The sequence below is a fragment of the Pseudomonas sp. R84 genome (genome assembly GCF_009834515.1).
Classification (GTDB): domain Bacteria; phylum Pseudomonadota; class Gammaproteobacteria; order Pseudomonadales; family Pseudomonadaceae; genus Aquipseudomonas.
The window spans coordinates 4124866-4151309 of the sequence record NZ_CP019426.1; the positions used below are offsets into that span (position 1 = coordinate 4124866).

Sequence of the window (26444 nt, forward strand, 5' to 3'; positions counted from 1 at the left end):
CCGCGTTTTACATATGCGAAATCAACGCATCCCCGAAGCCCGAAGACGAAACCAGCTTGGCCCCGTCCATCAGACGTTCGAAGTCATAGGTCACAGTCTTGGCCGAAATAGCGCCGTTGGTGCCCTTGATGATCAGATCCGCCGCTTCGGTCCAGCCCATATGGCGGAGCATCATCTCAGCCGAGAGAATCAGCGAACCCGGGTTGACCTGATCCTTGCCGGCGTACTTCGGCGCCGTACCGTGGGTGGCTTCGAACATCGCCACGGTGTCGGACAGGTTGGCGCCCGGCGCGATACCGATACCGCCCACTTCCGCCGCCAGAGCATCGGAGAGGTAGTCGCCGTTCAGGTTCAGGGTCGCAATCACATCGTACTCGGCCGGGCGCAACAGGATCTGCTGGAGCATAGCGTCAGCGATAGCGTCCTTGACCACAACGTTCTTGCCGGTTTTCGGGTTCTTGAACTGCATCCACGGGCCGCCGTCGAGCAGGGTCGCGCCGAATTCTTCAGCGGCCACTTCGTAGGCCCACTCTTTGAAGGCACCTTCGGTGAACTTCATGATGTTGCCTTTGTGCACGATGGTCAGCGAATCGCGGTCGTTATCGACCACATATTGCAGAGCCTTGCGTGCCAGACGCTTGGTGCCTTCCAGCGAAACCGGCTTGACGCCGATGCCGCAGTTTTCGTCGAAACGGATCTTGGTGACGCCCATTTCTTCTTTAAGGAATTTGATGACTTTGGTGGCTTCCGGCGAACCGGCCTTCCACTCGATGCCCGCGTAGATGTCTTCGGAGTTCTCGCGAAAAATGGTCATGTCCACATCGCCAGGCTTTTTCACCGGGCTCGGCACGCCTTCGAACCAGCGCACCGGGCGCAGGCAGACGTACAGGTCGAGTTGCTGACGCAGGGCCACGTTCAGCGAGCGGATGCCACCACCGACCGGGGTGGTCAGCGGGCCTTTGATGGAAACCACGTAATCCTTGACTGCATCGAGGGTTTCCTGAGGCAGCCAGGTGTCCTGATCGTAAACCTGAGTGGCTTTTTCCCCGGCGTAGACTTCCATCCAGGAAATCTTGCGTTTACCGCCGTATGCCTTTTGAACTGCAGCATCGACAACCTTGATCATCACCGGACTGATGTCGACACCAATGCCGTCACCTTCGATGAAGGGGATGATCGGGTTATCAGGAACATTGAGAGAATGGTCTGCATTGACGGAGATTTTGTCGCCGACGGCTGGAACCTGAATCTTCTTGTAACCCATGCTGAACTCCATTGTTTGGATTGAACATCTGGCTTGGTTCGAGCGTAACCCAGTTAAATCAACACGCAAACCCTCTGTTCGTGGCGCGGCTACATCTCGTTTCGTACAAGCCTGAAAGCAAAGGGAAAAGCGCCAAACTCAAGCATTCGCGACGACTCTACGCCCCACCCTGCCCTGCGACCTTTAGACCAATGGACGAGAATCGTTGCATATGAACCATCGGCAGATTGCCAGCTACCTATGTATAATGCCGCCCGCTGACCACAGGGTCACGACGGCTGGCCTCTCTAGCACGAGACTTTCCGCCTGATTGGTCGGGTTGTTACCGCAGTCCGACTGCTTGACGCTCTACTGATGCACCCAACATCACCGCGAAGAATCTCGACATTCGGTTCATGGATGACTTTGAACGAACGCGCTTACCCGGCGCCCCTCGAGTTTCTGCGCACGCTTTAGCAAAGAAGAGAGAGTTAATCCGAATATGCCCACCCGCTCGAAGATCATCTATACCTTCACCGACGAAGCTCCAGCCCTCGCCACCTATTCCCTGCTGCCGATCATCGAGGCTTACACCGCCTCGGCCGATATCGCCGTGGAAACCCGCGATATCTCTCTTGCAGCGCGCATTCTGGCCAGCTTCCCCGAGCAACTGGGCGACAAAGCCGTAGCCGACCACCTCGCCGAACTGGGCGACCTGGCCGTTACGCCTGAAGCCAATATCATCAAGCTGCCGAACATCAGCGCTTCGGTGCCACAGCTGCAAGCCGCGATCAAAGAGCTGCAAGCTCAGGGTTACAACCTGCCGGACTACCCGGAAACCGTGACCAGCGACGCCGACAAAGACGCCAAGGCGCGTTACGACAAGGTCAAGGGCAGCGCCGTGAACCCGGTTCTGCGTGAAGGCAACTCCGACCGTCGCGCACCGCTGTCGGTGAAGAACTATGCGCGCAAGCACCCGCACAAAATGGGCGCCTGGGCCAAAGACTCCAAGTCCCACGTCGCTCACATGAGCACCGGCGATTTCTACGGCAGCGAAAAAGCTGCTCTGATCGACGCCGCTGACGCCGTGAAGATCGAACTGATCGCCAAGGACGGTACCGCTACCGTTCTGAAAGAAAAAACCACCGTTCAGGCCGGCGAGATCCTCGACTGCGCCGTGATGAGCAAAAACGCCCTGCGCGCGTTCATCGCTGCTGAAATCGAAAGCGCCAAGGCTCAAGGCGTGCTGCTCTCGGTGCACCTGAAAGCGACCATGATGAAGGTCTCCGACCCGATCATGTTCGGCCAGATCGTTGCCGAGTTCTACAAAGACGCACTGACCAAGCACGCTGACGTGCTGGCCGAGATCGGCTTCAACCTGAACAACGGCATCGGCGATCTGTACGCGCGCATCAAAGCCTTGCCGGCTGAGCAGCAAGCACAGATCGAAGCTGACATGGCCGCCGTCTACGCTGCTCGCCCATCGCTGGCGATGGTCAACTCCGACAAAGGCATCACCAACCTGCACGTGCCGAGCGACGTTATCGTCGACGCCTCGATGCCAGCAATGATCCGTGACTCCGGCAAGATGTGGGGCACCGACGGTCAGCTGCACGACACCAAGGCTGTGATCCCGGATCGTTGCTACGCGACCATCTACCAGGCCGTGATCGAAGATTGCAAAGCCAATGGCGCTTTCGACCCGACCACCATGGGCAGCGTGCCAAACGTTGGCCTGATGGCGAAGAAAGCCGAAGAGTACGGCTCGCACGACAAGACTTTCCAGATCAAGGCTGATGGCGTGGTTCGCGTCACCGACAGCAAGGGCAACCTGCTGATGGAACAGGCTGTTGAAGCCGGCGACATCTTCCGCATGTGCCAGACCAAAGACGCGCCGATCCAGGATTGGGTCAAACTGGCCGTCAACCGTGCTCGCGCAAGCGCAACTCCAGCGATCTTCTGGCTGGACCCAATGCGCGCTCACGATGGCGTAGTGATCGAGAAGGTTCAGGCTTACCTGAAGGATCACGACACCACCGGTCTGGACATCCAGATCATGGCGCCGGTCGACGCGATGAAGTACACCCTGCAGCGCACCCGCGAAGGCAAGGACACCATTTCGGTGACCGGCAACGTACTGCGCGACTACCTGACCGACCTGTTCCCGATCATGGAACTGGGCACCAGCGCCAAGATGCTGTCGATCGTGCCGCTGATGAACGGCGGTGGCCTGTTCGAAACCGGCGCCGGCGGTTCGGCTCCTAAGCACGTGCAGCAACTGGTTGAAGAGAACTTCCTGCGCTGGGATTCGCTGGGCGAGTTCCTCGCACTGGCAGCATCCCTCGAGCATCTGGGTATGAACTACAACAACCCGAAAGCGCTGGTGCTGTCGAAGACTCTGGATCAGGCCACTGGTCAGTTCCTCGACAACAACAAGTCGCCATCGCGCAAAGTCGGCAACATCGACAACCGCGGCAGCCACTTCTATCTGGCGATGTACTGGGCTCAGGCCCTGGCTGCCCAGACTGAAGACGCTGCACTGCAAGCGCAGTTCGCGACTCTGGCAAAAACCCTGACCGAGAACGAAGCAACCATCGTTGCCGAACTCAACGCCGTTCAGGGCAAGCCAGTCGACATCGGCGGTTACTACCACGCCAATGCCGAGCTGATCAGCAAGGCCATGCGCCCAAGCGCAACCCTCAACGCGGCGATTGCTGCGCTGGTTTAAGGTTGTAGCGCTGTAAACGAACCCCGGCCCTGTGCCGGGGTTTGTGTTTCCAGAGCTCACACAATTCCCCTGTGGGAGCGAGCCTGCTCGCTCCCACAGGGGGGATTGGGTTTCAATTCTATATTTGAGGACATCCTATGGAATGGCTCCCCCACATCACCGTCGCCACTATCGTCGAGGACAACGGTCGCTTCCTGATGGTCGAGGAACACAAGGCCGGGCGCAATGTGCTCAACCAGCCCGCCGGACATCTCGACCCAGACGAAACCCTGATCGACGCCGCCGTACGCGAAACCCTCGAAGAAACCGGCTGGGACGTCGAACCCATCGGCGTTATCGGCATTTACCTGTACACCGCGCCGAGCAACGGCGTGACCTACCAACGCGTGTGTTTCAGCGCCAAAGCCATCAAACATCATCCGGATTACCAGCTCGACGACGGCATCGTCCGCGCCAAGTGGCTGACCCGTGACGAATTAATGACTCAGCGCGACAACTGGCGCAGCGAGCTGATCATCCGTTGCATCGACGATTATCTGGCCGGCCATCACTTCAGCCTCGAACTGATCCGCCCTTCTCTTTAGCCTTGAGGCCGCGAGCCTGCTAGAATCGCGTCCTTTTTCAAGACACTCATTGAATCCCTATGCGTGATCCAGCCCCTTCTGACACATCCAAGAAGCGCGTCATTGTCGGCATGTCCGGCGGCGTGGACTCTTCCGTTTCCGCTCTCCTGCTGATCGAGCAGGGCTTTGAAGTGGAAGGCCTGTTCATGAAGAACTGGGAAGAAGACGACGGAACGGAATACTGCACCGCCATGGACGACCTGGCGGATGCTCAGGCTGTCTGCGACAAGATCGGCATCAAGCTGCACACCGCCAACTTCGCCGCCGAGTACTGGGACAACGTGTTCGAGCACTTTTTGGCCGAGTACAAGGCCGGACGTACGCCGAACCCGGACATCCTCTGCAACCGCGAGATCAAGTTCAAGGCGTTCCTCGACTACGCCATGATGCTCGGCGCCGACCTGATCGCCACCGGCCACTACGTGCGCCGCCGCGACATCGATGGCCGCACCGAACTGCTCAAAGGCCTCGATCCGAACAAGGATCAGAGCTACTTCCTGCACGCCGTAGGCGGCGAACAGATCGCCAAGACCCTGTTCCCGGTCGGTGAACTGGAAAAGCCGGAAGTGCGCGCAATTGCCGAGAAATACGAGCTGGCCACCGCGAAGAAGAAGGATTCCACCGGGATCTGCTTCATCGGCGAGCGTCGTTTCAGCGATTTCCTCAAGCAATACCTGCCAGCGCAACCGGGCGAAATCAAGACCACCGAAGGCGAGGTCATCGGCCGTCACCACGGTTTGATGTATCACACCATCGGTCAGCGCCAGGGCCTCGGCATCGGCGGCTTGAAAGACGCCGGCGACGAGCCGTGGTACGTGCTGCGCAAGGATCTCGACACCAACGAGTTGATCGTCGGCCAGGGCAACAACCATCCGTGGCTGTTCTCCGGCGCCCTGCTCGCTTCGGAAATCTATTGGGTCAACCCGATCAACCTGAGCCAGCCGCTGCACCTGACCGCCAAAGTGCGTTATCGCCAGAGCGATCAGGCCTGCACCCTGGAAAAAACCGCCAACGGTTACCGCGCCGTGTTCGACGAACCGCAACGCGCGGTGACGCCGGGCCAGTCCGTGGTGTTCTACGACGGTGAAATCTGCCTCGGTGGCGGCGTGATCGAAGTCGCCGAGCCATGGAGCGGCCAGGCATGAGCCCGACTCAGGAGCAACTGACGGCCCTCGGCGGGGTGTTTCTCGCCGCCGTGCTGGTCGACCGGATCGCCAAAACCGGCCAGACCAGCGAGGCCGGTCTGACCTGCATGCTCGGCAGTCTGCTGGTGCGCGACCCGAAGGACACGCTGGACGTGTACGGCGGCGATGACCTTAATCTGCGCGAGGGCTACCGCGCACTGATCGGCGCCCTCGAACGCGACCCGAGCACGTTGCAGCGCGAGCCGTTGCGTTATGCGCTGTCGATGCTGGGTTTGGAGCGTCAACTGGCCAAGCGCAACGACATGCTCGACACCATCGGCAAGCGCTTGCCGCAGATTCAGTCGCAAGTCGAGCATTTCGGCCCGGCCCACGAAAACGTGGTCGCGGCTTGCGGCGCCCTGTATCAGGACACCCTGAGCACCCTGCGCCAGCGCATTCAGGTGCATGGCGACATGCGCAATCTGCAACAGCCGAGCAATGCCTCGAAGATCCGCGCCCTGCTGCTTGCCGGCATTCGTTCAGCGCGTCTATGGCGGCAGCTCGGCGGCCATCGCTGGCAGTTGGTGATCAGCCGGCGCAAGCTGCTCAAAGAGCTGTATCCGTTGATGCGCAGCGAGTAATTCGCCCTGCAATAAAAGTTTTGTAGTCTGTAACGCGTAATACGCCGGTCAGTTGGCAACGGACCGGCGGATTTTTTCATGTATGATACGCGCCCCATTTCGTTGCCCGACTGTCCGAGAACACCCCATGCAGCTTTCTTCGCTCACTGCGGTTTCCCCTGTTGACGGCCGCTACGCCGGCAAAACCCAGGCCCTGCGCCCGATTTTCAGCGAGTACGGTCTTATCCGTGCCCGCGTTCTGGTTGAAGTGCGCTGGCTCCAGCGCCTGGCCGCCCACGCTGGTATCCCTGAAGTGCCAGCCTTCTCCGCCGAGGCCAACGCCGTTCTCAATGAACTGGCTGAAAACTTCTCGCTGGAGCACGCCGAGCGCGTCAAAGAGATCGAGCGCACCACCAACCACGACGTCAAAGCGATCGAATACCTGCTCAAAGAGCAGGCGGCCAAGCTGCCGGAGCTGGCCAAGGTCAGCGAGTTCATCCACTTTGCCTGCACCAGCGAAGACATCAACAACCTGTCCCACGCCCTGATGCTGCGCGAAGGCCGTGACGACGTGATGCTGCCGCTGATGCGCCAGACCGCCAACGCGATCCGCGAACTGGCCATCCGTTTCGCTGACGTGCCAATGCTGTCGCGCACCCACGGTCAACCGGCCTCCCCGACTACTTTGGGTAAAGAGCTGGCGAACGTGGTTTACCGTCTCGAGCGTCAGATCACTCAGGTCGCTGCCGTGCCGCTGCTGGGCAAGATCAACGGCGCCGTCGGCAACTACAACGCGCACCTGTCGGCCTACCCGCAGATCGACTGGGAAGCCAACGCCCGCGCCTTCATCGAAGACGAGCTGGGTCTGGGTTTCAACCCGTACACCACGCAGATCGAACCGCACGACTACATCGCCGAGCTGTTCGACGCGATCGCGCGCTTCAACACCATCCTGATCGACTTCGACCGTGATATCTGGGGCTACATCTCCCTGGGTTATTTCAAACAGCGCACCATCGCTGGCGAAATCGGTTCGTCGACCATGCCGCACAAGGTCAACCCGATCGACTTCGAAAACTCCGAAGGCAACCTCGGTATCGCCAACGCACTGTTCCAGCACCTGGCGAGCAAACTGCCGATCTCCCGCTGGCAGCGCGACCTGACCGACTCCACCGTCCTGCGCAACCTCGGTGTCGGCTTCGCCCACAGCGTGATCGCCTACGAAGCCAGCCTTAAAGGCATCAGCAAACTGGAGCTCAACGAGCAGAAGATTGCCGCTGACCTCGACGCTTGCTGGGAAGTGCTGGCTGAGCCGATCCAGACCGTGATGCGCCGCTACAACATCGAAAACCCGTACGAGAAGCTGAAAGAACTGACTCGCGGCAAGGGCATCAGCCCTGAAGCGTTGCAGACTTTCATCGACGGCCTGGACATGCCAGCGCAAGCGAAAGCCGAGCTCAAGCAACTGACCCCGGCCAACTACATCGGCAACGCTGTAGCGCAAGCCAAACGCATCTGATCGACCGCTTGATCCGTTTGAGACGCCCGGCCGCGCCGGGCGTTTTTATTCCCGTATGAAAAGTGCTTTTTTTCAATAGGTTACATATGAATCCCGATATTCCTCTTCAACTTCTGGGTGGCATCACGGCGCGCGAGTTCCTGCGCGACTACTGGCAGAAAAAGCCACTGCTGATCCGCCAGGCGATTCCTGACTTCGAAAGCCCGATCGACGCCGACGAACTGGCCGGCCTGGCTCTGGAAGAAGAAGTCGAGTCGCGCCTGGTGATCGAGCACGGCGAGCGTCCATGGGAACTGCGTCGGGGCCCGTTCGCTGAAGACGAATTCAGCAAGTTGCCGGAAAAAGAGTGGACCCTGCTGGTTCAAGCCGTCGACCAATTCGTACCGGAAGTCAGCGAGCTGCTGGAAAACTTCCGTTTCCTGCCGAGCTGGCGCGTCGACGACGTGATGATCAGCTTCGCCGCTCCGGGTGGCAGCGTCGGTCCGCACTTCGATAACTACGACGTGTTCCTGCTGCAAGGCCACGGCAAGCGCAACTGGAAAATCGGCCAGATGTGCGATTCCGAAAGCCCGCTGCTGCAACACGCCGATCTGCGCATCCTCGCTGAATTTCACGAGAGCGAAGAGTGGGTCCTGGAGCCGGGCGACATGCTCTACCTGCCGCCGCGTCTGGCCCATTGCGGTGTCGCGGTCGACAACTGCATGACTTACTCGGTTGGCTTCCGTGCGCCGAGCGCTTCCGAAGTACTGACCCACTTCACCGACTTCCTCAGCCAGTTCCTGACTGACGAAGAGCGCTACACCGATGCCGACGCACAACCAGCGGCTGATCCGCATCAGATTCAACACGATGCACTGGATCGCCTGAAAGCCCTGCTCGCCGAGCACATGAGCGACGAGCGCCTGCTGCTGACCTGGTTCGGCCAGTACATGACCGAGCCGCGCTACCCGGAACTGGTGGCCGGCCCGGAAGAAATCGAAGAAGAAGACTTCCTCGCCGCCCTGCAGGATGGCGCCGTACTGATCCGCAACCCGAGCGCGCGCCTGGCCTGGTCGGAAGTCGATGACGACCTGCTGCTGTTCGCCAGCGGCCAGAGCCGTTATCTGCCGGGCAAGCTGCGCGAGCTGTTGAAGCTGATCTGCGCCGCCGACGCCCTGCACACCGACAACCTCGGTGAGTGGCTGAACGACGAAGACGCTTGCGGCCTGCTGTGCCAGCTGGTCAAGCAAGGGAGCCTGGGGTTCGCCGATGAATAAGATTCGCGTACGTGTCGCAGACTGGCAGAAGGACATCGCCGAGATCCGGCGCATTCGTGAAACGGTGTTCATCGCCGAACAATCGGTGCCACCTGAGTTGGAATGGGACGCGGACGACGCGACCGCCGTGCATTTTCTGGCGTTTGAAGGCGACTTTCCGATTGGTACTGCGCGCCTGTTGCCCGATGGGCACATTGGCCGGGTTTCAGTACTGAAAGACTGGCGCGGGATGAAGGTCGGTGATGCGCTGATGCAAGCGGTCATTGCTGAAGCTGAAGAACGTGGATTGAAGCAGCAAATGCTCAGTGCTCAGGTGCAAGCCACGGCGTTCTATGAGCGCTTGGGGTTTAGCCTAGTCAGCGAGGAATTCCTTGAAGCCGGGATTCCGCATGTCGACATGGTTCGCCATTCGGCCTGAAACCGAGGTGCGGCTTTCGCGAGCAGGCTCGCTCCCACAAGGGATCTCCAGCGGATACGATATTTGTGTCAGGCAGAGATTCAATGTGGGAGCGAGCCTGCTCGCGAAGAGACCAGCAAGCACACCACAAAACGCCCCGACATCAGCCGATGCCGGGGCGTTTTGCTGTCTACGATTCAACTTGCCCCACCCAAGGCCGACAAACTGGCAATATCAAGCCTTTCGAAAGCGGAGATAACGGACATGTCCCTACGCACCCTGCTCACCACCCTGCTGCTCGGTTGCAGTTTTTCGGTGATGGCAGCCACAGAAATCGTGCCTCTCAATTACCGCACCAGCGCCGACATGCTGCCGATGGCACAAGACTTCCTCGGCAAGGACGGCCAGGTCAGCGCCTACGGCAACCAACTGATCATCAAGGCCGAACCGGACAAGATTCAGGAACTCAAGGCACTGATTACCCAACTCGACACCGCGCCCAAGCGCCTGCTGATCAGCGTCGACACCAACGAAAACAATGGTCGGGGCGACGAGGGTTATTCGGTCAATGGCGCCCAGCCAAGTCAAACCCGCATCATCAGCCGCAGCACCATCAGCCGTGAAGGCGGCGTGCAACAGGTGCAAGCCACCGATGGCATGCCGGCGCTGATTCAAGTCGGGCAAAGTGTGCCAATCACCAATGTTCAGAGCGATTCCTACGGCGGTTACAACAGCCAGACGCAATACCGCAACGTCACCCAAGGTTTCTACGTCACCGCCAGCGTCACCGGCGACATCGTTCACCTGGCGATCAGTACCAACCGTGACCGCATGAGCCAGGAACGTCCCGATGTAGTGAACGTGCAAAGCACCGACACAACTGTCAGCGGGCGCCTCGGCGAGTGGATCACCCTCGCCGGCGTCAATCGCCAGACCCAGGCCGATAAACAGGGCCTGACCCGCAGCTACTCGACTCAAGGCCGGGATGACATGACCTTGCGAGTGAAAGTCGACGCATTGGACTAAAGCACCGAAAACTGACTGATTAGTCGTATTAGACGAAAGATGTAGTGCTTTAAAAAAAGCACTACAAAACGTTTGACGGGGTAAAAAAGCGAAGGCATGATGGCCTCGCTCCCGCTAATCAGAGGCCCTGGCAAGGGCCTTCGAAGCGATGTTCGCACCTACCCCGCGAACCGCTTCGTGTCTGTACCGCCCACAAGGTGTGTTTGACGAGGTTGCCGACTGGAACGAAGTTGTCCCGAGGGACGGAAGCGTATTTAGGTAACCCGGCTTCACACTGTAGAACGTATAGAGGCCCACGACGCCCGAATGCGCCCACAGTCCGCCACTACCTGCTCACTTCCCCTCGAGCCCATCGTTCATCCCGTCGCCTACCCCGCCGAATCCGACTTGACCACCTAAGCTTCTGGTCAGCGAGCGCAGGAATTTTCCACCGCAGAACAACTTTTCATAAAAGACGCGACGAGGTTTATCTCCATGGCACTGACACGCGAACAGCAAATTGCAGCCCTCGAAAAAGACTGGGCTGAAAACCCGCGCTGGAAAGGCGTGACACGCACTTACTCCGCTGCTGACGTCGTCCGTCTGCGTGGCTCGGTTCAACCTGAGCACACCTTTGCAAAAATGGGCGCCGACAAGCTGTGGAACCTGGTCACCCAGGGTGCCAAGCCGTCCTTCCGTCCTGAGAAAGATTTCGTCAACTGCATGGGCGCCCTGACCGGCGGCCAGGCTGTTCAGCAGGTTAAAGCCGGTATCCAGGCGATCTACCTGTCGGGCTGGCAAGTGGCTGCGGACAACAACTCCGCAGAATCCATGTACCCGGACCAGTCGCTGTACCCGGTGGATTCGGTTCCAACCGTGGTCAAGCGCATCAACAACTCGTTCCGTCGTGCTGACCAGATCCAGTGGAAAGCCGGCAAGAACCCGGGCGACGATGGCTACATCGACTACTTCGCGCCGATCGTGGCTGACGCCGAAGCCGGTTTCGGCGGCGTGCTGAACGCCTACGAGCTGATGAAGAGCATGATCGAAGCAGGCGCCGCCGGCGTTCACTTCGAAGACCAACTGGCTTCCGTGAAAAAATGCGGTCACATGGGCGGTAAAGTACTGGTTCCTACTCAGGAAGCCGTACAGAAGCTGACCGCTGCTCGTCTGGCTGCTGACGTTGCCGGTACCCCGACCATCATTCTGGCCCGTACCGACGCCAACGCTGCTGACCTGCTGACTTCCGATTGCGACCCGTACGACCAGCCGTTCGTGACTGGCGAGCGCACTCAGGAAGGTTTCTACAAGGTCCGTGCCGGTCTGGATCAAGCCATCGCCCGTGGCCTGGCTTACGCGCCATACGCCGACCTGATCTGGTGCGAAACCGCCAAGCCGGATCTGGACGAGGCTCGTCGTTTCGCCGAAGCGATCAAAAAGGAATACCCGGACCAACTGCTGTCGTACAACTGCTCGCCGTCCTTCAACTGGAAGAAAAACCTCGACGACGCGACCATCGCCAAGTTCCAGCGCGAACTGTCCGCCATGGGTTACAAGCACCAGTTCATCACCCTGGCCGGCATTCACAACATGTGGCACAGCATGTTCAACCTGGCGCATGACTACGCCCGCAACGACATGACTGCCTACGTGAAACTGCAGGAGCAGGAATTCGCTGACGCCGCCAAGGGTTACACCTTCGTGGCGCACCAGCAGGAAGTGGGCACCGGCTACTTCGACGACATGACCACCGTGATTCAAGGTGGCTCGTCCTCGGTAACCGCACTGACCGGTTCGACTGAAGAAGAACAGTTCCACTGATTCGGCTTCGCTGAGCAAACGGCCTCTGCGGATCGTATAGAAAGCTAACCGCAGAGCCGCAAAACTGACGCCCCGACTGGTTCGGGGCGTTTTTTTTGCCCCGATTTAATGAACACCAAAAATCCCTGTAGGAGTGAGCCTGCTCGCGATAGCCGTGGGTCAGTTTGCGCAGCGGTGACTGAACCACCGCTATCGCGAGCAGGCTCACTCCTACAGGGATCGGCGTCGTTCGGAGAAAACATTGATCCAGCGCGGTACATCCGTCAGAAAAATCCGCTAAAACGGGCGCCGTCGCTACTTGCAGTAACGCGCAAGTAAGACAACTTCCCAACTAACGACCCGCTCAACAGTTGCAAATACACTCCAAACGATATCAATTATCATTTAGCCACAACTATGTTCGTTACATTCCCTACAAAACATTATTTGCATAAACCCGCCTAATGCCCGCAACGCATGGGCTGCAGGGCATTGGAGATGCGCTATGTCCTTATTCCAATAAATAATTTCGCTATAGGAATTTTACTTGCAGGGTGTTTAGCCATAAAATCAGCGCGATTGATTGCTGCGACATATCGTCACTGCCTATTTCTTTATCAAGCTCAGAGACCTTTGCTCTCTGTTAAGGATTACCAGCATGCCCGAAGCGACAGGACTCATGGCCCACAACTGGGGCTTTGCCATTTTCCTTCTGGGTGTCGTCGGCCTGTGTGCCTTCATGCTTGGCGTCTCCAGCCTCCTCGGGTCAAAAGCCTGGGGTCGCAGCAAAAACGAACCGTTCGAGTCCGGCATGCTACCTACCGGTGGCGCCCGCTTGCGGCTCTCAGCCAAATTCTATCTGGTCGCGATGCTCTTCGTGATCTTCGATATCGAAGCCCTCTTTCTCTTTGCATGGTCTGTGTCCGTCCGCGAAAGCGGCTGGACCGGATTCGTCGAAGCTCTCGTTTTCATAGCAATTCTGTTGGCAGGTCTTGTCTACCTGTTCCGAGTGGGCGCCCTTGACTGGGCTCCGGAAGCTCGTCGCAAGCGGCAGGCGAAGCTGAAACAATGAGGCTTTGGCAATGCAATACAATCTCACCAGGATCGACCCCGATGCTCCTAACGAGCAGTATCCGATTGGCGAACGGGAAACCGTTTCCGATCCGTTAGAAGATCAAGTCCACAAAAACATTTTCATGGGCAAGCTGGAAGACGTGCTGAGTGGCGCGGTCAACTGGGGACGCAAGAACTCCCTGTGGCCGTACAACTTCGGCTTGTCGTGCTGCTACGTGGAAATGACCACCGCCTTCACGGCGCCCCACGACATCGCGCGCTTTGGCGCCGAAGTTATCCGGGCATCGCCGCGTCAGGCCGACTTCATGGTTATCGCCGGCACCTGCTTCATCAAGATGGCGCCGATCATCCAGCGTCTCTACGAGCAGATGCTCGAACCGAAGTGGGTTATCTCCATGGGTTCGTGCGCTAACTCCGGTGGCATGTACGACATCTACTCTGTGGTTCAAGGGGTGGACAAGTTCCTGCCCGTGGACGTCTACGTACCTGGCTGCCCTCCTCGTCCGGAAGCATTTCTGCAAGGCTTGATGCTGTTGCAGGAATCGATCGGCAAGGAGCGTCGTCCGCTTTCCTGGGTCGTTGGTGATCAAGGCGTTTATCGCGCCGACATGCCTTCGCAGAAGGAACAGCGCCGCGAACAGCGAATCGCAGTCACCAACCTGCGCAGCCCTGACGAAGTCTGATCCAGATCTGTTCTGAAAAAGAAACGAGAAGCTGGCTTCATTCTTTACGTTGACCGAAAGCGAAAAAATAACCATGACTACAGGCAGCGCTCTGTACATCCCGCCTTATAAGGCAGACGACCAGGATGTGGTCGTTGAATTGAACAATCGTTTTGGCGCCGAAGCGTTCACCGCTCAGCCGACCCGCACCGGCATGCCGGTGCTGTGGGTGGCGCGTGCCAGACTCGTCGAGGTCCTGACCTTCCTGCGTAACCTGCCCAAGCCGTACGTCATGCTCTATGACCTGCACGGCGTGGACGAGCGTCTGCGCACCAAGCGTCAAGGGCTGCCGAGCGACGCCGAGTTCACCGTGTTCTATCACCTCATGTCGCTGGAGCGTAATAGTGACGTGATGATCAAGGTCGCCTTGTCCGAGAGCGACCTCAGCTTGCCGACCGTCACCAGCATCTGGCCGAACGCCAACTGGTACGAGCGTGAAGTCTGGGACATGTTCGGTATCGACTTCAAAGGTCACCCGCACCTGTCGCGCATCATGATGCCGCCGACCTGGGAAGGTCACCCGCTGCGCAAGGACTTCCCGGCGCGCGCCACCGAATTCGATCCGTACAGCCTCAACCTCGCCAAGCAACAGCTCGAGGAAGAAGCCGCGCGTTTCCGTCCGGAAGACTGGGGCATGAAGCGTTCCGGCCCGAACGAGGACTACATGTTCCTCAACCTCGGCCCGAACCACCCTTCGGCGCACGGTGCATTCCGCATCATTCTGCAACTGGACGGTGAAGAGATCGTCGACTGCGTGCCGGACATCGGTTACCACCACCGTGGTGCCGAGAAGATGGCCGAGCGTCAGTCGTGGCACAGCTTCATCCCGTACACCGACCGTATCGATTACCTCGGCGGCGTGATGAACAACCTGCCGTACGTGCTCTCGGTCGAGAAGCTGGCCGGCATCAAGGTGCCTGAGAAGGTCGACGTCATCCGCATCATGATGGCCGAGTTCTTCCGAATCACCAGCCACCTGCTGTTCCTCGGGACTTACATCCAGGACGTTGGTGCGATGACCCCGGTGTTCTTCACCTTCACCGACCGCCAGAAGGCGTACACGGTGATTGAAGCCATTACCGGTTTCCGTCTGCACCCGGCCTGGTACCGCATCGGTGGTGTTGCCCACGACCTGCCGCGCGGCTGGGAAAAACTGGTGAAAGACTTCGTTGAATGGCTGCCAAAACGCCTCGACGAATACACCAAGGCTGCCCTGCAGAACAGCATCCTCAAGGGTCGTACCATTGGCGTCGCCCAGTACAACACCAAAGAAGCCCTGGAATGGGGCGTCACCGGTGCTGGCCTGCGTTCGACCGGTTGCGATTTCGACCTGCGTAAAGCGCGTCCGTACTCCGGCTACGAGAACTTCGAGTTCGAAGTGCCGCTGGCCGCCAATGGCGATGCCTACGACCGCTGCATGGTTCGCGTCGAAGAGATGCGCCAAAGCATCAAGATCATTGACCAGTGCATGCGCAACATGCCGGAAGGCCCGTACAAGGCGGATCACCCGCTGACCACGCCGCCGCCGAAAGAGCGCACGCTGCAGCACATCGAAACCTTGATCACGCACTTCCTGCAAGTTTCTTGGGGCCCGGTCATGCCGGCCAACGAATCCTTCCAGATGATCGAAGCGACCAAGGGCATCAACAGTTATTACCTGACGAGCGACGGCGGCACCATGAGCTACCGTACCCGGATCCGCACTCCAAGCTTCCCGCATCTGCAACAGATCCCTTCGGTGATCAAAGGCAGCATGGTCGCGGACATGATTGCGTACCTGGGTAGTATCGATTTCGTTATGGCCGACGTGGACCGCTAAGCATGAACAGCACGCTTATCCAGACAGACCGTTTCACCCTCAGTGAAACCGAGCGCTCGGCCATCGAGCACGAGCTGCATCACTACGAAGACCCGCGCGCGGCGTCGATCGAAGCCCTGAAGATCGTTCAGAAAGAACGCGGCTGGGTGCCGGATGGCGCCTTGTACGCGATCGGCGAGATCCTTGGCATCCCGGCCAGCGACGTTGAAGGTGTGGCGACGTTCTATAGCCAGATTTTTCGTCAGCCGGTTGGCCGTCACATCATTCGCGTCTGCGACAGCATGGTCTGCTACATCGGCGGCCACGAGTCGGTGGTCAGCGAAATCCAGAACAATCTGGGCATCGGCCTGGGTCAGACCACCACCGACGGTCGTTTCACCCTGCTGCCTGTCTGCTGCCTCGGTAACTGCGACAAGGCACCGGCGCTGATGATCGACGACGACACCTTTGGTGATGTGCAGCCTGCTGGCGTCGCCAAACTGCTCGAGGGCTACGTATGACCCTGACATCTTTCGGTCCTGCCAACCGCATTCAGCGTTCGGCCGAGACTCACCCGCTGACCTGGCGTCTGCGTGACGACGGCGAAGCCGTGTGGCTCGACGAGTACCAGGCCAAGAACGGTTACGCTGCTGCGCGCAAAGCCTTCGCCGACATGGATCAGGACGCTATCGTCCAGACCGTGAAAGACGCCGGCCTCAAAGGTCGCGGCGGTGCAGGTTTCCCCACTGGCGTGAAGTGGGGCCTGATGCCCAAAGACGAATCCATCAACATCCGCTACCTGCTGTGCAACGCGGATGAAATGGAGCCGAACACCTGGAAAGACCGCATGCTGATGGAGCAACTGCCCCATCTGCTGATCGAAGGCATGCTGATCAGTGCTCGCGCGCTGAAAACCTACCGTGGCTACATCTTCCTGCGTGGCGAATACACCACCGCCGCCAAGCACCTCAACCGTGCCGTGGAAGAAGCCAAGGCTGCTGGCCTGCTGGGCAAAAACATTCTGGGCAGCGGCTTCGATTTCGAGTTGTTCGTCCACACCGGCGCCGGGCGCTACATCTGCGGTGAAGAAACCGCGCTGATCAACTCCCTCGAAGGCCGCCGCGCCAACCCGCGCTCAAAGCCGCCCTTCCCTGCCGCCGTCGGCGTGTGGGGCAAGCCGACCTGCGTGAACAACGTCGAAACCCTGTGCAACGTGCCGGCGATCATTGCCGACGGTGTTGACTGGTACAAATCGTTGGCCCGCGAAGGCAGCGAAGACATGGGCACCAAGCTCATGGGCTTCTCCGGCAAAGTCAAAAACCCGGGCCTGTGGGAACTGCCATTCGGCGTCACCGGTCGCGAGTTGTTCGAAGACTACGCCGGCGGCATGCGCGACGGTTTCAAACTCAAGGCCTGGCAGCCAGGTGGCGCCGGTACCGGTTTCCTCCTGCCTGAACACCTCGACGCACAAATGTACGCCGGCGGCATCGCCAAAGTGGGCACCCGTATGGGTACCGGCCTGGCCATGGCGGTGGACGACAGCGTCAACATGGTCTCCTTGCTGCGCAACATGGAGCAGTTCTTCGCTCGCGAGTCGTGCGGTTTCTGCACCCCGTGCCGTGATGGTCTGCCATGGAGCGTCAAGCTCTTGATGGCCATCGAACAAGGCCGCGGTCAGCCAGGCGACATCGAGACCCTGCTGGGTCTGGTCAACTTCCTCGGCCCGGGCAAAACCTTCTGTGCTCACGCACCGGGTGCCGTGGAGCCGTTGGGCAGCGCCATCAAATACTTCCGTCCAGAGTTCGAAGCCGGTATCGCGCCAGTCAGCGCCGCCGTCCCGCCTCTGGCAAGGCCGATCGTAATCGGCGCGTAAACGCTTAAAAAGGCGAAGGGTCCGTGCCCTTCGCCTTTCGTCCGATGACGCCTTTCGGGGCTGACTGGATTCGGACGGATAACAAGATTCCATTAGCCACGCCCGCTGACACCGGGCCAACGAAGACCTTTGAACCATGGCCACTATCCACGTAGACGGCAAAGCGCTCGAAGTCGACGGGGCAGACAACCTGTTACAGGCATGTCTGTCGCTGGGCCTCGACATCCCTTATTTCTGCTGGCACCCCGCGCTTGGTAGCGTCGGGGCCTGCCGCCAGTGCGCGGTCAAGCAGTACACCGACGAGAACGACACCCGTGGTCGCATCGTCATGTCCTGCATGACCCCGGCCACCGACAACACCTGGATCTCCATCGAAGATGAAGAATCCAAAGCGTTCCGCGCCAGTGTTGTTGAATGGCTGATGACCAACCACCCGCACGACTGCCCTGTGTGCGAAGAAGGCGGTCATTGCCACCTGCAAGACATGACAGTGATGACCGGCCACAACGAGCGCCGTTATCGCTTCACCAAACGCACCCACCAGAACCAGCAACTGGGCCCGTTCATTTCCCACGAAATGAACCGCTGCATCGCTTGCTATCGCTGCGTGCGCTTCTACAAGGATTACGCTGGCGGCACCGACCTCGGTGTGTTCGGCGCCCACGACAACGTGTACTTCGGTCGCGTTGAAGACGGCACCCTCGAAAGCGAGTTCTCCGGCAACCTCACCGAGGTCTGCCCGACCGGTGTGTTCACCGACAAGACTCACTCCGAGCGCTACAACCGTAAGTGGGACATGCAGTTCGCGCCGAGCATCTGCCATGGCTGCTCGAGCGGTTGCAACATCTCCCCGGGCGAGCGTTACGGCGAACTGCGTCGCATCGAAAACCGTTTCAACGGTTCGGTGAACCAGTACTTCCTGTGCGACCGTGGCCGTTTCGGTTATGGCTACGTCAACCGTACCGACCGTCCACGTCAGCCGCTGCTGGCCGACGGCACCAAGCTCGGTCTGGATGCCGCGCTGGATAAAGCCGCTGACCTGCTGCGCGGTCGCAACATCGTCGGTATCGGTTCGCCGCGCGCCAGCCTCGAAAGCAACTATGCGTTGCGCGAACTGGTCGGCGCCGAGCACTTCTACTCGGGTATCGAAGCGTCCGAACTGGAGCGCATCCGTCTGGTCCTGCAAGTGCTGAAAGACAGCCCGTTGCCTGTGCCGAACATGCGCGACATCGAAGACCACGATGCGATTTTCGTCCTCGGTGAAGACCTGACCCAGACCGCCGCCCGTGTGGCGCTGTCCCTGCGTCAATCGGTCAAGGGCAAAGCTGAAGACATGGCCGAAGCCATGCGCGTTCAGCCTTGGCTCGACGCCGCCGTGAAGAACATCGGTCAGCACGCGCTGAACCCGCTGTTCATCGCCAGCCTGGCTGAAACCAAGCTCGACGACATCGCTGAAGAATGCGTACACGCTGCTCCGGATGACTTGGCACGCATCGGTTTCGCCGTTGCTCACGCACTGGACGCCAGCGCGCCGGCCGTTGAAGGTCTGGACGCCGAAGCACTGGAACTGGCTCAGCGTATTGCTGACGCCCTGCTCGCTGCCAAACGTCCGCTGATCATCGCCGGTACTTCGCTGGGCTCCAAAGCCTTGATCGAAGCCGCTGCCAACATCGCCAAGGCCCTAAAGCTGCGCGAGAAAAACGGTTCGATCAGCCTGATCGTGCCGGAAGCCAACAGCCTTGGTCTGGCCATGCTCGGTGGCGAATCGGTGGATGCGGCGCTGCAAGCCGTCATCGACGGTAAGGCTGACGCGATCGTTGTGCTGGAAAACGATCTGTACACCCGCACCGCCAAAGACAAGGTCGATGCTGCACTGAACGCTGCGCAAGTGGTGATCGTTGCTGACCATCAGAAGACGGCTACCAGCGACCGCGCGCACCTGGTGCTGCCAGCCGCAAGCTTCGCTGAAGGCGACGGTACTTTGGTCAGCCAGGAAGGTCGCGCCCAGCGCTTCTTCCAGGTTTTCGACCCGCAATACATGGATGCGAGCATTCTGGTTCACGAAGGCTGGCGCTGGCTGCACGCCCTGCGCGCGACCCTGCTGAACCAGCCGATCGACTGGACGCAACTCGACCACGTCACCGCTGCCGTTGCTTCGAGCACCGAGCAACTGGCGCGTATCGTCGACGCTGCACCATCGGCGGCGTTCCGCATCAAGGGTCTGAAACTGGCGCGTGAGCCGCTGCGTTATTCCGGTCGCACCGCGATGCGCGCCGACATCAGCGTTCACGAACCACGCACCCCGCAAGACAAAGACACCGCGTTCGCCTTCTCCATGGAAGGTTATTCGGGCTCTGCCGAACCGCGTCAGCAGGTGCCATTTGCATGGTCGCCGGGCTGGAACTCGCCACAAGCGTGGAACAAGTTCCAGGACGAAGTCGGCGGTCACATCCGTGCTGGCGACCCGGGCACCCGCCTGATCGAAAGCACTGGCGATTCGCTGAACTGGTTCGCTGCAGCACCACGTGCGTTCAACCCGGCGCCGGGCACCTGGCAAGCCGTGCCGTTCTTCCACTTGTTCGGCAGCGAAGAGAACTCTTCGAAAGCCGCACCGGTTCAAGAGCGCATTCCGGCTCCGTACGTGGCTCTGGCCAAGTCGGAAGCGGATCGTCTGGGCGTCAATGACGGTGCCCTGCTGAGCCTGAACGTGGCCGGTCAGACCCTGCGTCTGCCGCTGCGTATCAATGAAGAACTGGGCGCAGGTCTGGTGGCATTGCCTGCGGGCATCGCCGGCATTCCACCGGCATTCGCCGGCGTATCCGTCGACGGTCTGCAGGAGGCAGCGCAATGACCTGGTTCACCCCTGAAGTGATCGATGTGATCCTCTCGGTCGTCAAAGCCATCGTGATTTTGCTGGCCGTTGTGGTGGCAGGCGCGTTGCTCAGCTTTGTCGAACGTCGCCTGCTGGGCTGGTGGCAGGACCGTTACGGTCCGAACCGCGTTGGCCCGTTTGGTATGTTCCAGATCGCCGCCGACATGCTGAAGATGTTCTTCAAGGAAGACTGGACCCCGCCGTTTGCCGACAAAGTGATCTTCACTTTGGCGCCGGTGGTGGCCATGTCCGCCCTGCTGATCGCCTTTGCGATCATCCCGATCACCCCGACCTGGGGCGTCGCGGATCTGAACATCGGCCTGCTGTTCTTCTTCGCCATGGCCGGTCTGTCGGTCTACGCGGTGCTGTTCGCCGGCTGGTCGAGTAACAACAAGTTCGCCCTGCTCGGCAGCTTGCGTGCTTCGGCACAGACCGTGTCCTACGAAGTGTTCATGGGCCTGGCCCTGATGGGCATCGTGGTCCAGGTCGGCTCGTTCAACATGCGCGACATCGTCGAGTACCAGGCGCAGAACCTGTGGTTCATCATTCCGCAGTTCTTCGGCTTCTGTACCTTCTTCATCGCCGGCGTCGCCGTGACTCACCGTCACCCGTTCGACCAGCCGGAAGCGGAACAGGAACTGGCCGACGGTTACCACATTGAATACGCCGGTATGAAATGGGGCATGTTCTTCGTAGGTGAATACATCGGCATCATCCTGATCTCGGCGCTGCTGGTCACCCTGTTCTTCGGTGGCTGGCACGGTCCGTTCGGCATTCTGCCGCAACTGGCCTTCGTCTGGTTCGCACTGAAGACCGCGTTCTTCATCATGCTGTTCATCCTGCTGCGCGCTTCCATTCCGCGTCCGCGTTATGACCAGGTGATGGATTTCAGCTGGAAATTCTGCCTGCCACTGACCCTGATCAATTTGCTGGTGACCGCTGCGGTCGTGTTGTGGAACACGCCTGCAGTCGCGGTTCAGTGAGGATTTGACCCATGTTCAAATATATTGGCGACATCGTTAAGGGTACTGGTACCCAGTTGCGCAGCCTGGTCATGGTCTTCGGCCATGGCTTTCGCAAGCGCGACACCCTGCAATACCCGGAAGAAGCGGTCTACCTGCCACCACGCTACCGTGGTCGCATCGTCCTGACCCGTGACCCCGATGGCGAAGAGCGTTGCGTGGCCTGCAACCTCTGCGCCGTGGCTTGCCCGGTGGGTTGCATCTCGCTGCAGAAAGCGGAAACCGAAGACGGTCGCTGGTACCCGGACTTCTTCCGTATCAACTTCTCGCGCTGCATTTTCTGCGGTCTCTGCGAGGAAGCCTGTCCGACCACCGCAATCCAGTTGACTCCGGATTTCGAGATGGCCGAGTTCAAACGTCAGGACCTGGTGTACGAGAAAGAAGATCTGTTGATCTCCGGCCCCGGCAAAAACCCTGATTACAACTTCTATCGTGTTGCAGGTATGGCAATCGCTGGCAAGCCGAAAGGCTCCGCGCAGAACGAAGCCGAACCGATCAACGTGAAGAGCTTGCTGCCTTAAGGAAGAACGATGGAATTCGCTTTCTATTTCGCATCGGGTATCGCTGTTGTGTCCACGCTTCGCGTAGTCACCAACACCAACCCTGTGCACGCCCTGCTCTACCTGATCATCTCGTTGATCGCCGTGGCCATGACCTTCTTCGCACTCGGCGCACCGTTCGCCGGCGTGCTGGAAGTGATCGCCTACGCCGGCGCCATCATGGTGCTGTTCGTGTTCGTGGTGATGATGCTCAACCTCGGCCCGGCCTCGGTTCAGCAAGAACGCGTCTGGCTCAAGCCCGGCATCTGGGCCGGCCCGGTGATTCTCGCCGCGCTGCTGCTGGCCGAACTGCTGTATGTGCTGTTCGCTCACCAGAGCGGCCAAGCCATCGGCCACACCACCGTAGACGCGAAAGCCGTGGGCATCAGCCTGTTCGGCCCGTACCTGCTGGTGGTCGAACTCGCCTCGATGCTGCTGCTTGCTGCAGCCGTCACGGCGTTCCATTTGGGCCGTAACGAGGCGAAGGAGTAAGACATGCCTGCTATCCCTCTCGAACATGGTCTGGCGGTTGCCGGCATCCTGTTCTGCCTTGGTCTGGTCGGCCTGATGGTCCGCCGCAACATTTTGTTCGTGTTGATGAGTCTGGAAGTAATGATGAACGCCTCTGCACTGGCGTTCATTGTTGCAGGCGCCCGTTGGGGCCAGCCGGATGGACAGATCATGTTCATCCTGGTGATCAGCCTTGCAGCCGCCGAGGCCAGTATTGGTCTGGCGATCCTGCTGCAACTGTATCGCCGCTTCCACACGCTCGATATCGACGCTGCCAGTGAGATGCGCGGATGAACCTGATCTTTCTGACTTTCGTATTCCCTCTGATCGGTTTCCTGCTGCTGTCGTTCTCCCGTGGACGCTGGTCGGAAAACCTCTCGGCGCTGATCGGCGTGGGTTCCATTGGCTTGTCGGCGATCGTCGCCGCCTACGTCATCTGGCAATTCAACGTCGCACCTCCCGAAGGCGGTCACTACACCCTGGTGCTGTGGAAGTGGATGGCGGTCGAAGGCTTCAAGCCTGACTTCGCCCTCTACGTTGACGGCCTGTCGATCACCATGCTTGGCGTGGTCGTTGGCGTGGGTTTCCTGATCCACCTGTTCGCGTCCTGGTACATGCGCGGTGAAGCGGGCTACTCGCGCTTCTTCTCGTACACCAACCTGTTTATCGCCAGCATGCTGTTCCTGGTGCTCGGCGATAACCTGTTGTTCCTGTACTTCGGCTGGGAAGGCGTGGGCCTGTGCTCGTACCTGTTGATCGGTTTCTACTACAGCAACCGCAACAACGGTAACGCCGCACTCAAGGCTTTCATCGTGACCCGGATCGGCGACGTGTTCATGGCCATCGGCCTGTTCATCCTGTTCCAGCAAGTGGGCACGTTGAATATCCAGGAACTGCTGGTGCTGGCACCGCAGAAATTCCAGGTCGGCGACTTCTGGATCACGCTGGCAACGCTGATGCTGCTGGGTGGTGCGGTCGGTAAATCGGCACAACTGCCGCTGCAAACCTGGCTCGCGGACGCGATGGCCGGCCCGACCCCGGTGTCGGCACTGATCCACGCCGCAACCATGGTTACTGCCGGTGTTTACCTGATCGCCCGTACCCACGGTCTGTTCACCCTGGCGCCGGAAATCCTGCACTTGGTCGGCATCGTTGGTGGTGTGACGCTGGTGCTCGCTGGTTTCGCCGCTCTGGTTCAGACCGACATCAAACGTATCCTCGCCTACTCGACCATGAGCCAGATCGGCTACATGTTCCTGGCGCTGGGCGTTGGTGCATGGGATGGCGCGATTTTCCACCTGATGACCCACGCCTTCTTCAAGGCCTTGCTGTTCCTTGCTTCCGGTGCGGTGATCGTTGCCTGCCACCACGAGCAGAACATCTTCAAGATGGGCGGTCTGTGGAAAAAACTGCCACTGGCCTACGCCAGCTTCATCGTCGGCGGCGCGGCACTGGCTGCTCTGCCTCTGGTCACCGCCGGCTTCTACTCCAAGGACGAAATCCTTTGGGAAGCGTTCGCCAGCGGCAACCACGGTCTGCTTTACGCAGGTCTGGTCGGCGCGTTCATGACGTCGCTGTACACCTTCCGCCTGATCTTCATCACGTTCCACGGTGAAGCCAAGACCGAAGCCCACGCCGGTCACGGCATCGCTCACTGGCTGCCGTTGTCGGTGCTGATCGTATTGTCCACCGCCATTGGCGCGATGATCGTTCCGCCACTGCACGGCGTGCTGCCAGAAAGCGTTGGCCATGCCGGTGGCGAAGCCAAGCACAGTCTGGAAATCGCCTCGGGCGCCATCGCCCTGGCCGGTATCCTGCTGGCAGCGCTGCTGTTCCTCGGCAAGCGTCGCTTCGTCACGGCCATCGCCAACAGCGGCATCGGCCGTTTCCTTTCGGCCTGGTGGTTCGCTGCCTGGGGCTTCGACTGGATCTACGACAAACTGTTCGTCAAGCCTTACCTGGCGATCAGCCACGTACTGCGCAAAGACCCGCTCGACCAGACCATCGGTCTGATCCCGCGTATGGCCAAGGGTGGTCACACCGCCCTGAGCCGCACCGAGACCGGTCAACTGCGTTGGTACGCTGCTTCGATGGCTGCTGGTGCCGTGCTGGTCATTGGCGCCATCGTGCTGGTAGCGGTCTGATATGAACCTTGCGAATTTGCGAAAGGAAACGAGCCCGTCATGATTCTGCCTTGGCTAATCCTGATCCCCTTCATCGGCGGCCTGCTGTGCTGGATGGGTGAGCGCTTCGGCGCTACCCTCCCTCGCTGGATTGCGCTGTTGACCATGACCCTGGAACTCGCCCTCGGCCTCTGGCTGTGGGCCCACGGTGACTATTCATTTGCCCCGGCGCCTGGCGCCGATCCGACCTGGGCGCTTGAGTTCAAGCATGTCTGGATCCAGCGCTTCGGCATCAACGTGCACCTGGCCCTCGACGGCCTGTCGCTGTTGATGATTCTGCTGACCGGTCTGCTGGGTATCCTCTCGGTACTCTGCTCGTGGAAAGAGATTCAACGTCACGTTGGCTTCTTCCACCTGAACCTGATGTGGATCCTGGGCGGCGTTGTCGGCGTGTTCCTCGCCCTCGACCTGTTCATGTTCTTCTTCTTCTGGGAAATGATGCTGGTGCCGATGTACTTCCTCATCGCGCTCTGGGGTCACAGTTCTTCGGACGGCAAGAAAACCCGGATCTACGCGGCGACCAAGTTCTTCATCTTCACTCAGGCGTCCGGCCTGATCATGCTGGTGGCGATCCTCGGTCTGGTGCTGGTCAACTTCAACAACACTGGCGTGATTACCTTCAACTACGCCGACCTGTTGAAAACCAAGATGTCGATGACCACCGAGTACATCCTGATGCTCGGCTTCTTCATCGCCTTCGCGGTCAAGCTGCCGGTCGTACCGTTCCACTCGTGGTTGCCTGATGCCCACGCCCAGGCGCCGACTGCCGGTTCCGTCGACCTCGCCGGTATCTTGCTGAAAACCGCTGCCTACGGTCTGCTGCGTTTCGCCCTGCCATTGTTCCCGAACGCTTCGGCCGAGTTTGCGCCGATCGCCATGACCCTCGGTCTGGTCGGGATCTTCTACGGTGCGTTCCTCGCTTTCGCACAAACCGACATCAAGCGTCTGATCGCCTTCTCGTCCGTTTCCCACATGGGTTTCGTGTTGATCGGCATCTACTCCGGCAGCCAACTGGCCCTGCAAGGTGCAGTGATCCAGATGCTCGCGCACGGTGTGTCGGCGGCGGCACTGTTTATCCTCAGCGGTCAGTTGTACGAGCGTTTGCACACTCGTGACATGCGTGAGATGGGCGGTGTGTGGTCGCGTATCGCTTACCTGCCAGCAATCAGCCTGTTCTTTGCAGCCGCTTCGCTGGGTCTGCCAGGTACCGGTAACTTTGTCGGTGAGTTCCTGATCCTGATCGGCTCCTTCGCCAGCTGGCCGTGGATCACTGCGATTGCCACCTCCGGTCTGGTGTTCGGTTCGGTCTACTCGCTGATCATGATCCACCGTGCCTACTTCGGTCCGGCGAAATCGGATTCGATCCTGCACGGTATGGACGCTCGCGAACTGATCATGGTGCTGGGCCTTGCGGTGTTGCTGATCTACATCGGCGTCTACCCGCAACCGTTCCTCGACACTTCTGCCGCCACGATGCATGGCGTTCAGCAGTGGCTCGGCACCGCCTTCACTCAACTCGCTTCGGCCCGGTAAGAG

The 26444-nt window shown here is 59.5% G+C and carries 22 protein-coding genes; 21 read left to right on the forward strand and 1 reads right to left on the reverse strand.

What is annotated here, in order from left to right:
• Positions 1 to 7 precede the first annotated feature (7 nt).
• Entirely contained in the window at positions 8 to 1264 is a 1257-nt protein-coding gene (icd, locus tag PspR84_RS18205) for an NADP-dependent isocitrate dehydrogenase (protein WP_042559856.1), read from the reverse strand.
• Between the two features lie 481 nt (positions 1265 to 1745).
• On the opposite strand from icd, the gene PspR84_RS18210 reads away from it, so the two are divergent.
• From PspR84_RS18210 to nuoM, 21 genes are all read left to right on the forward strand, one after another.
• Positions 1746 to 3971 (forward strand): NADP-dependent isocitrate dehydrogenase, encoded by a 2226-nt coding sequence (locus PspR84_RS18210; protein WP_160058619.1) that lies wholly within the window; start codon positions 1746 to 1748, stop codon positions 3969 to 3971.
• Positions 3972 to 4108: 137 nt separating this feature from the next.
• On the forward strand, positions 4109 to 4555 hold the full coding sequence (locus tag PspR84_RS18215; RefSeq protein WP_160058620.1) for an NUDIX hydrolase: 447 nt from the start codon (positions 4109 to 4111) through the stop codon (positions 4553 to 4555).
• A gap of 59 nt (positions 4556 to 4614) precedes the next feature.
• Positions 4615 to 5739 (forward strand): tRNA 2-thiouridine(34) synthase MnmA, encoded by a 1125-nt coding sequence (mnmA, locus tag PspR84_RS18220; protein ID WP_160058621.1) that lies wholly within the window; start codon positions 4615 to 4617, stop codon positions 5737 to 5739.
• Positions 5736 to 6359 (forward strand): high frequency lysogenization protein HflD, encoded by a 624-nt coding sequence (hflD, locus tag PspR84_RS18225; RefSeq protein ID WP_038362633.1) that lies wholly within the window; start codon positions 5736 to 5738, stop codon positions 6357 to 6359. Before mnmA ends, hflD begins: the two co-directional genes overlap by 4 nt.
• Positions 6360 to 6486: 127 nt before the next feature.
• Entirely contained in the window at positions 6487 to 7857 is a 1371-nt protein-coding gene (purB, locus tag PspR84_RS18230; protein WP_160058622.1) for an adenylosuccinate lyase, read from the forward strand.
• 86 nt (positions 7858 to 7943) lie between these two features.
• Complete coding sequence (locus PspR84_RS18235; RefSeq protein WP_160058623.1) at positions 7944 to 9113, forward strand: cupin domain-containing protein; 1170 nt, start codon at positions 7944 to 7946, stop codon at positions 9111 to 9113.
• Positions 9106 to 9531, forward strand: coding sequence for a GNAT family N-acetyltransferase (locus PspR84_RS18240; protein WP_034155132.1), 426 nt, complete (start codon positions 9106 to 9108; stop codon positions 9529 to 9531). Before PspR84_RS18235 ends, PspR84_RS18240 begins: the two co-directional genes overlap by 8 nt.
• A gap of 243 nt (positions 9532 to 9774) precedes the next feature.
• Positions 9775 to 10536 carry a secretin N-terminal domain-containing protein gene (locus tag PspR84_RS18245; protein ID WP_160058624.1) on the forward strand — a complete coding sequence of 254 codons (762 nt, stop codon included), beginning with the start codon at positions 9775 to 9777 and terminating at the stop codon, positions 10534 to 10536.
• A 474-nt stretch (positions 10537 to 11010) separates the two neighbouring features.
• Positions 11011 to 12336, forward strand: coding sequence for an isocitrate lyase (aceA, locus tag PspR84_RS18250; protein ID WP_007920195.1), 1326 nt, complete (start codon positions 11011 to 11013; stop codon positions 12334 to 12336).
• Between the two features lie 637 nt (positions 12337 to 12973).
• Positions 12974 to 13387 (forward strand): NADH-quinone oxidoreductase subunit A, encoded by a 414-nt coding sequence (locus tag PspR84_RS18255; RefSeq protein ID WP_003223812.1) that lies wholly within the window; start codon positions 12974 to 12976, stop codon positions 13385 to 13387.
• 10 nt (positions 13388 to 13397) lie between these two features.
• On the forward strand, positions 13398 to 14072 hold the full coding sequence (locus PspR84_RS18260) for an NADH-quinone oxidoreductase subunit B (RefSeq protein WP_053121628.1): 675 nt from the start codon (positions 13398 to 13400) through the stop codon (positions 14070 to 14072).
• Positions 14073 to 14145: 73 nt separating this feature from the next.
• Entirely contained in the window at positions 14146 to 15930 is a 1785-nt protein-coding gene (gene nuoC / locus PspR84_RS18265; protein WP_160058625.1) for an NADH-quinone oxidoreductase subunit C/D, read from the forward strand.
• A gap of 2 nt (positions 15931 to 15932) precedes the next feature.
• The gene (gene nuoE, locus PspR84_RS18270; RefSeq protein WP_007920186.1) at positions 15933 to 16430 is read left to right on the forward strand and encodes an NADH-quinone oxidoreductase subunit NuoE; all 498 of its coding nucleotides are present in this window, start codon (positions 15933 to 15935) and stop codon (positions 16428 to 16430) included.
• On the forward strand, positions 16427 to 17782 hold the full coding sequence (gene nuoF, locus PspR84_RS18275; RefSeq protein WP_007920184.1) for an NADH-quinone oxidoreductase subunit NuoF: 1356 nt from the start codon (positions 16427 to 16429) through the stop codon (positions 17780 to 17782). The genes nuoE and nuoF overlap by 4 nt, the downstream gene beginning before the upstream one ends.
• A 136-nt stretch (positions 17783 to 17918) precedes the next feature.
• Entirely contained in the window at positions 17919 to 20633 is a 2715-nt protein-coding gene (gene nuoG, locus PspR84_RS18280) for an NADH-quinone oxidoreductase subunit NuoG (RefSeq protein WP_160058626.1), read from the forward strand.
• A complete protein-coding gene (nuoH, locus tag PspR84_RS18285; RefSeq protein ID WP_007920179.1) occupies positions 20630 to 21637 on the forward strand; it encodes an NADH-quinone oxidoreductase subunit NuoH in 1008 nt (335 codons plus the stop codon). Before nuoG ends, nuoH begins: the two co-directional genes overlap by 4 nt.
• 11 nt (positions 21638 to 21648) lie before the next feature.
• A complete protein-coding gene (nuoI, locus tag PspR84_RS18290) occupies positions 21649 to 22197 on the forward strand; it encodes an NADH-quinone oxidoreductase subunit NuoI (RefSeq protein ID WP_007920177.1) in 549 nt (182 codons plus the stop codon).
• 9 nt (positions 22198 to 22206) lie between these two features.
• A complete protein-coding gene (gene nuoJ, locus PspR84_RS18295) occupies positions 22207 to 22707 on the forward strand; it encodes an NADH-quinone oxidoreductase subunit J (protein ID WP_007920176.1) in 501 nt (166 codons plus the stop codon).
• A gap of 3 nt (positions 22708 to 22710) precedes the next feature.
• Complete coding sequence (gene nuoK, locus PspR84_RS18300; RefSeq protein WP_003223790.1) at positions 22711 to 23019, forward strand: NADH-quinone oxidoreductase subunit NuoK; 309 nt, start codon at positions 22711 to 22713, stop codon at positions 23017 to 23019.
• On the forward strand, positions 23016 to 24869 hold the full coding sequence (nuoL, locus tag PspR84_RS18305; RefSeq protein ID WP_038362640.1) for an NADH-quinone oxidoreductase subunit L: 1854 nt from the start codon (positions 23016 to 23018) through the stop codon (positions 24867 to 24869). Before nuoK ends, nuoL begins: the two co-directional genes overlap by 4 nt.
• Before the next feature lie 39 nt (positions 24870 to 24908).
• The gene (gene nuoM, locus PspR84_RS18310) at positions 24909 to 26441 is read left to right on the forward strand and encodes an NADH-quinone oxidoreductase subunit M (RefSeq protein WP_160058627.1); all 1533 of its coding nucleotides are present in this window, start codon (positions 24909 to 24911) and stop codon (positions 26439 to 26441) included.
• The last annotated feature ends 3 nt before the right edge of the window (positions 26442 to 26444 follow it).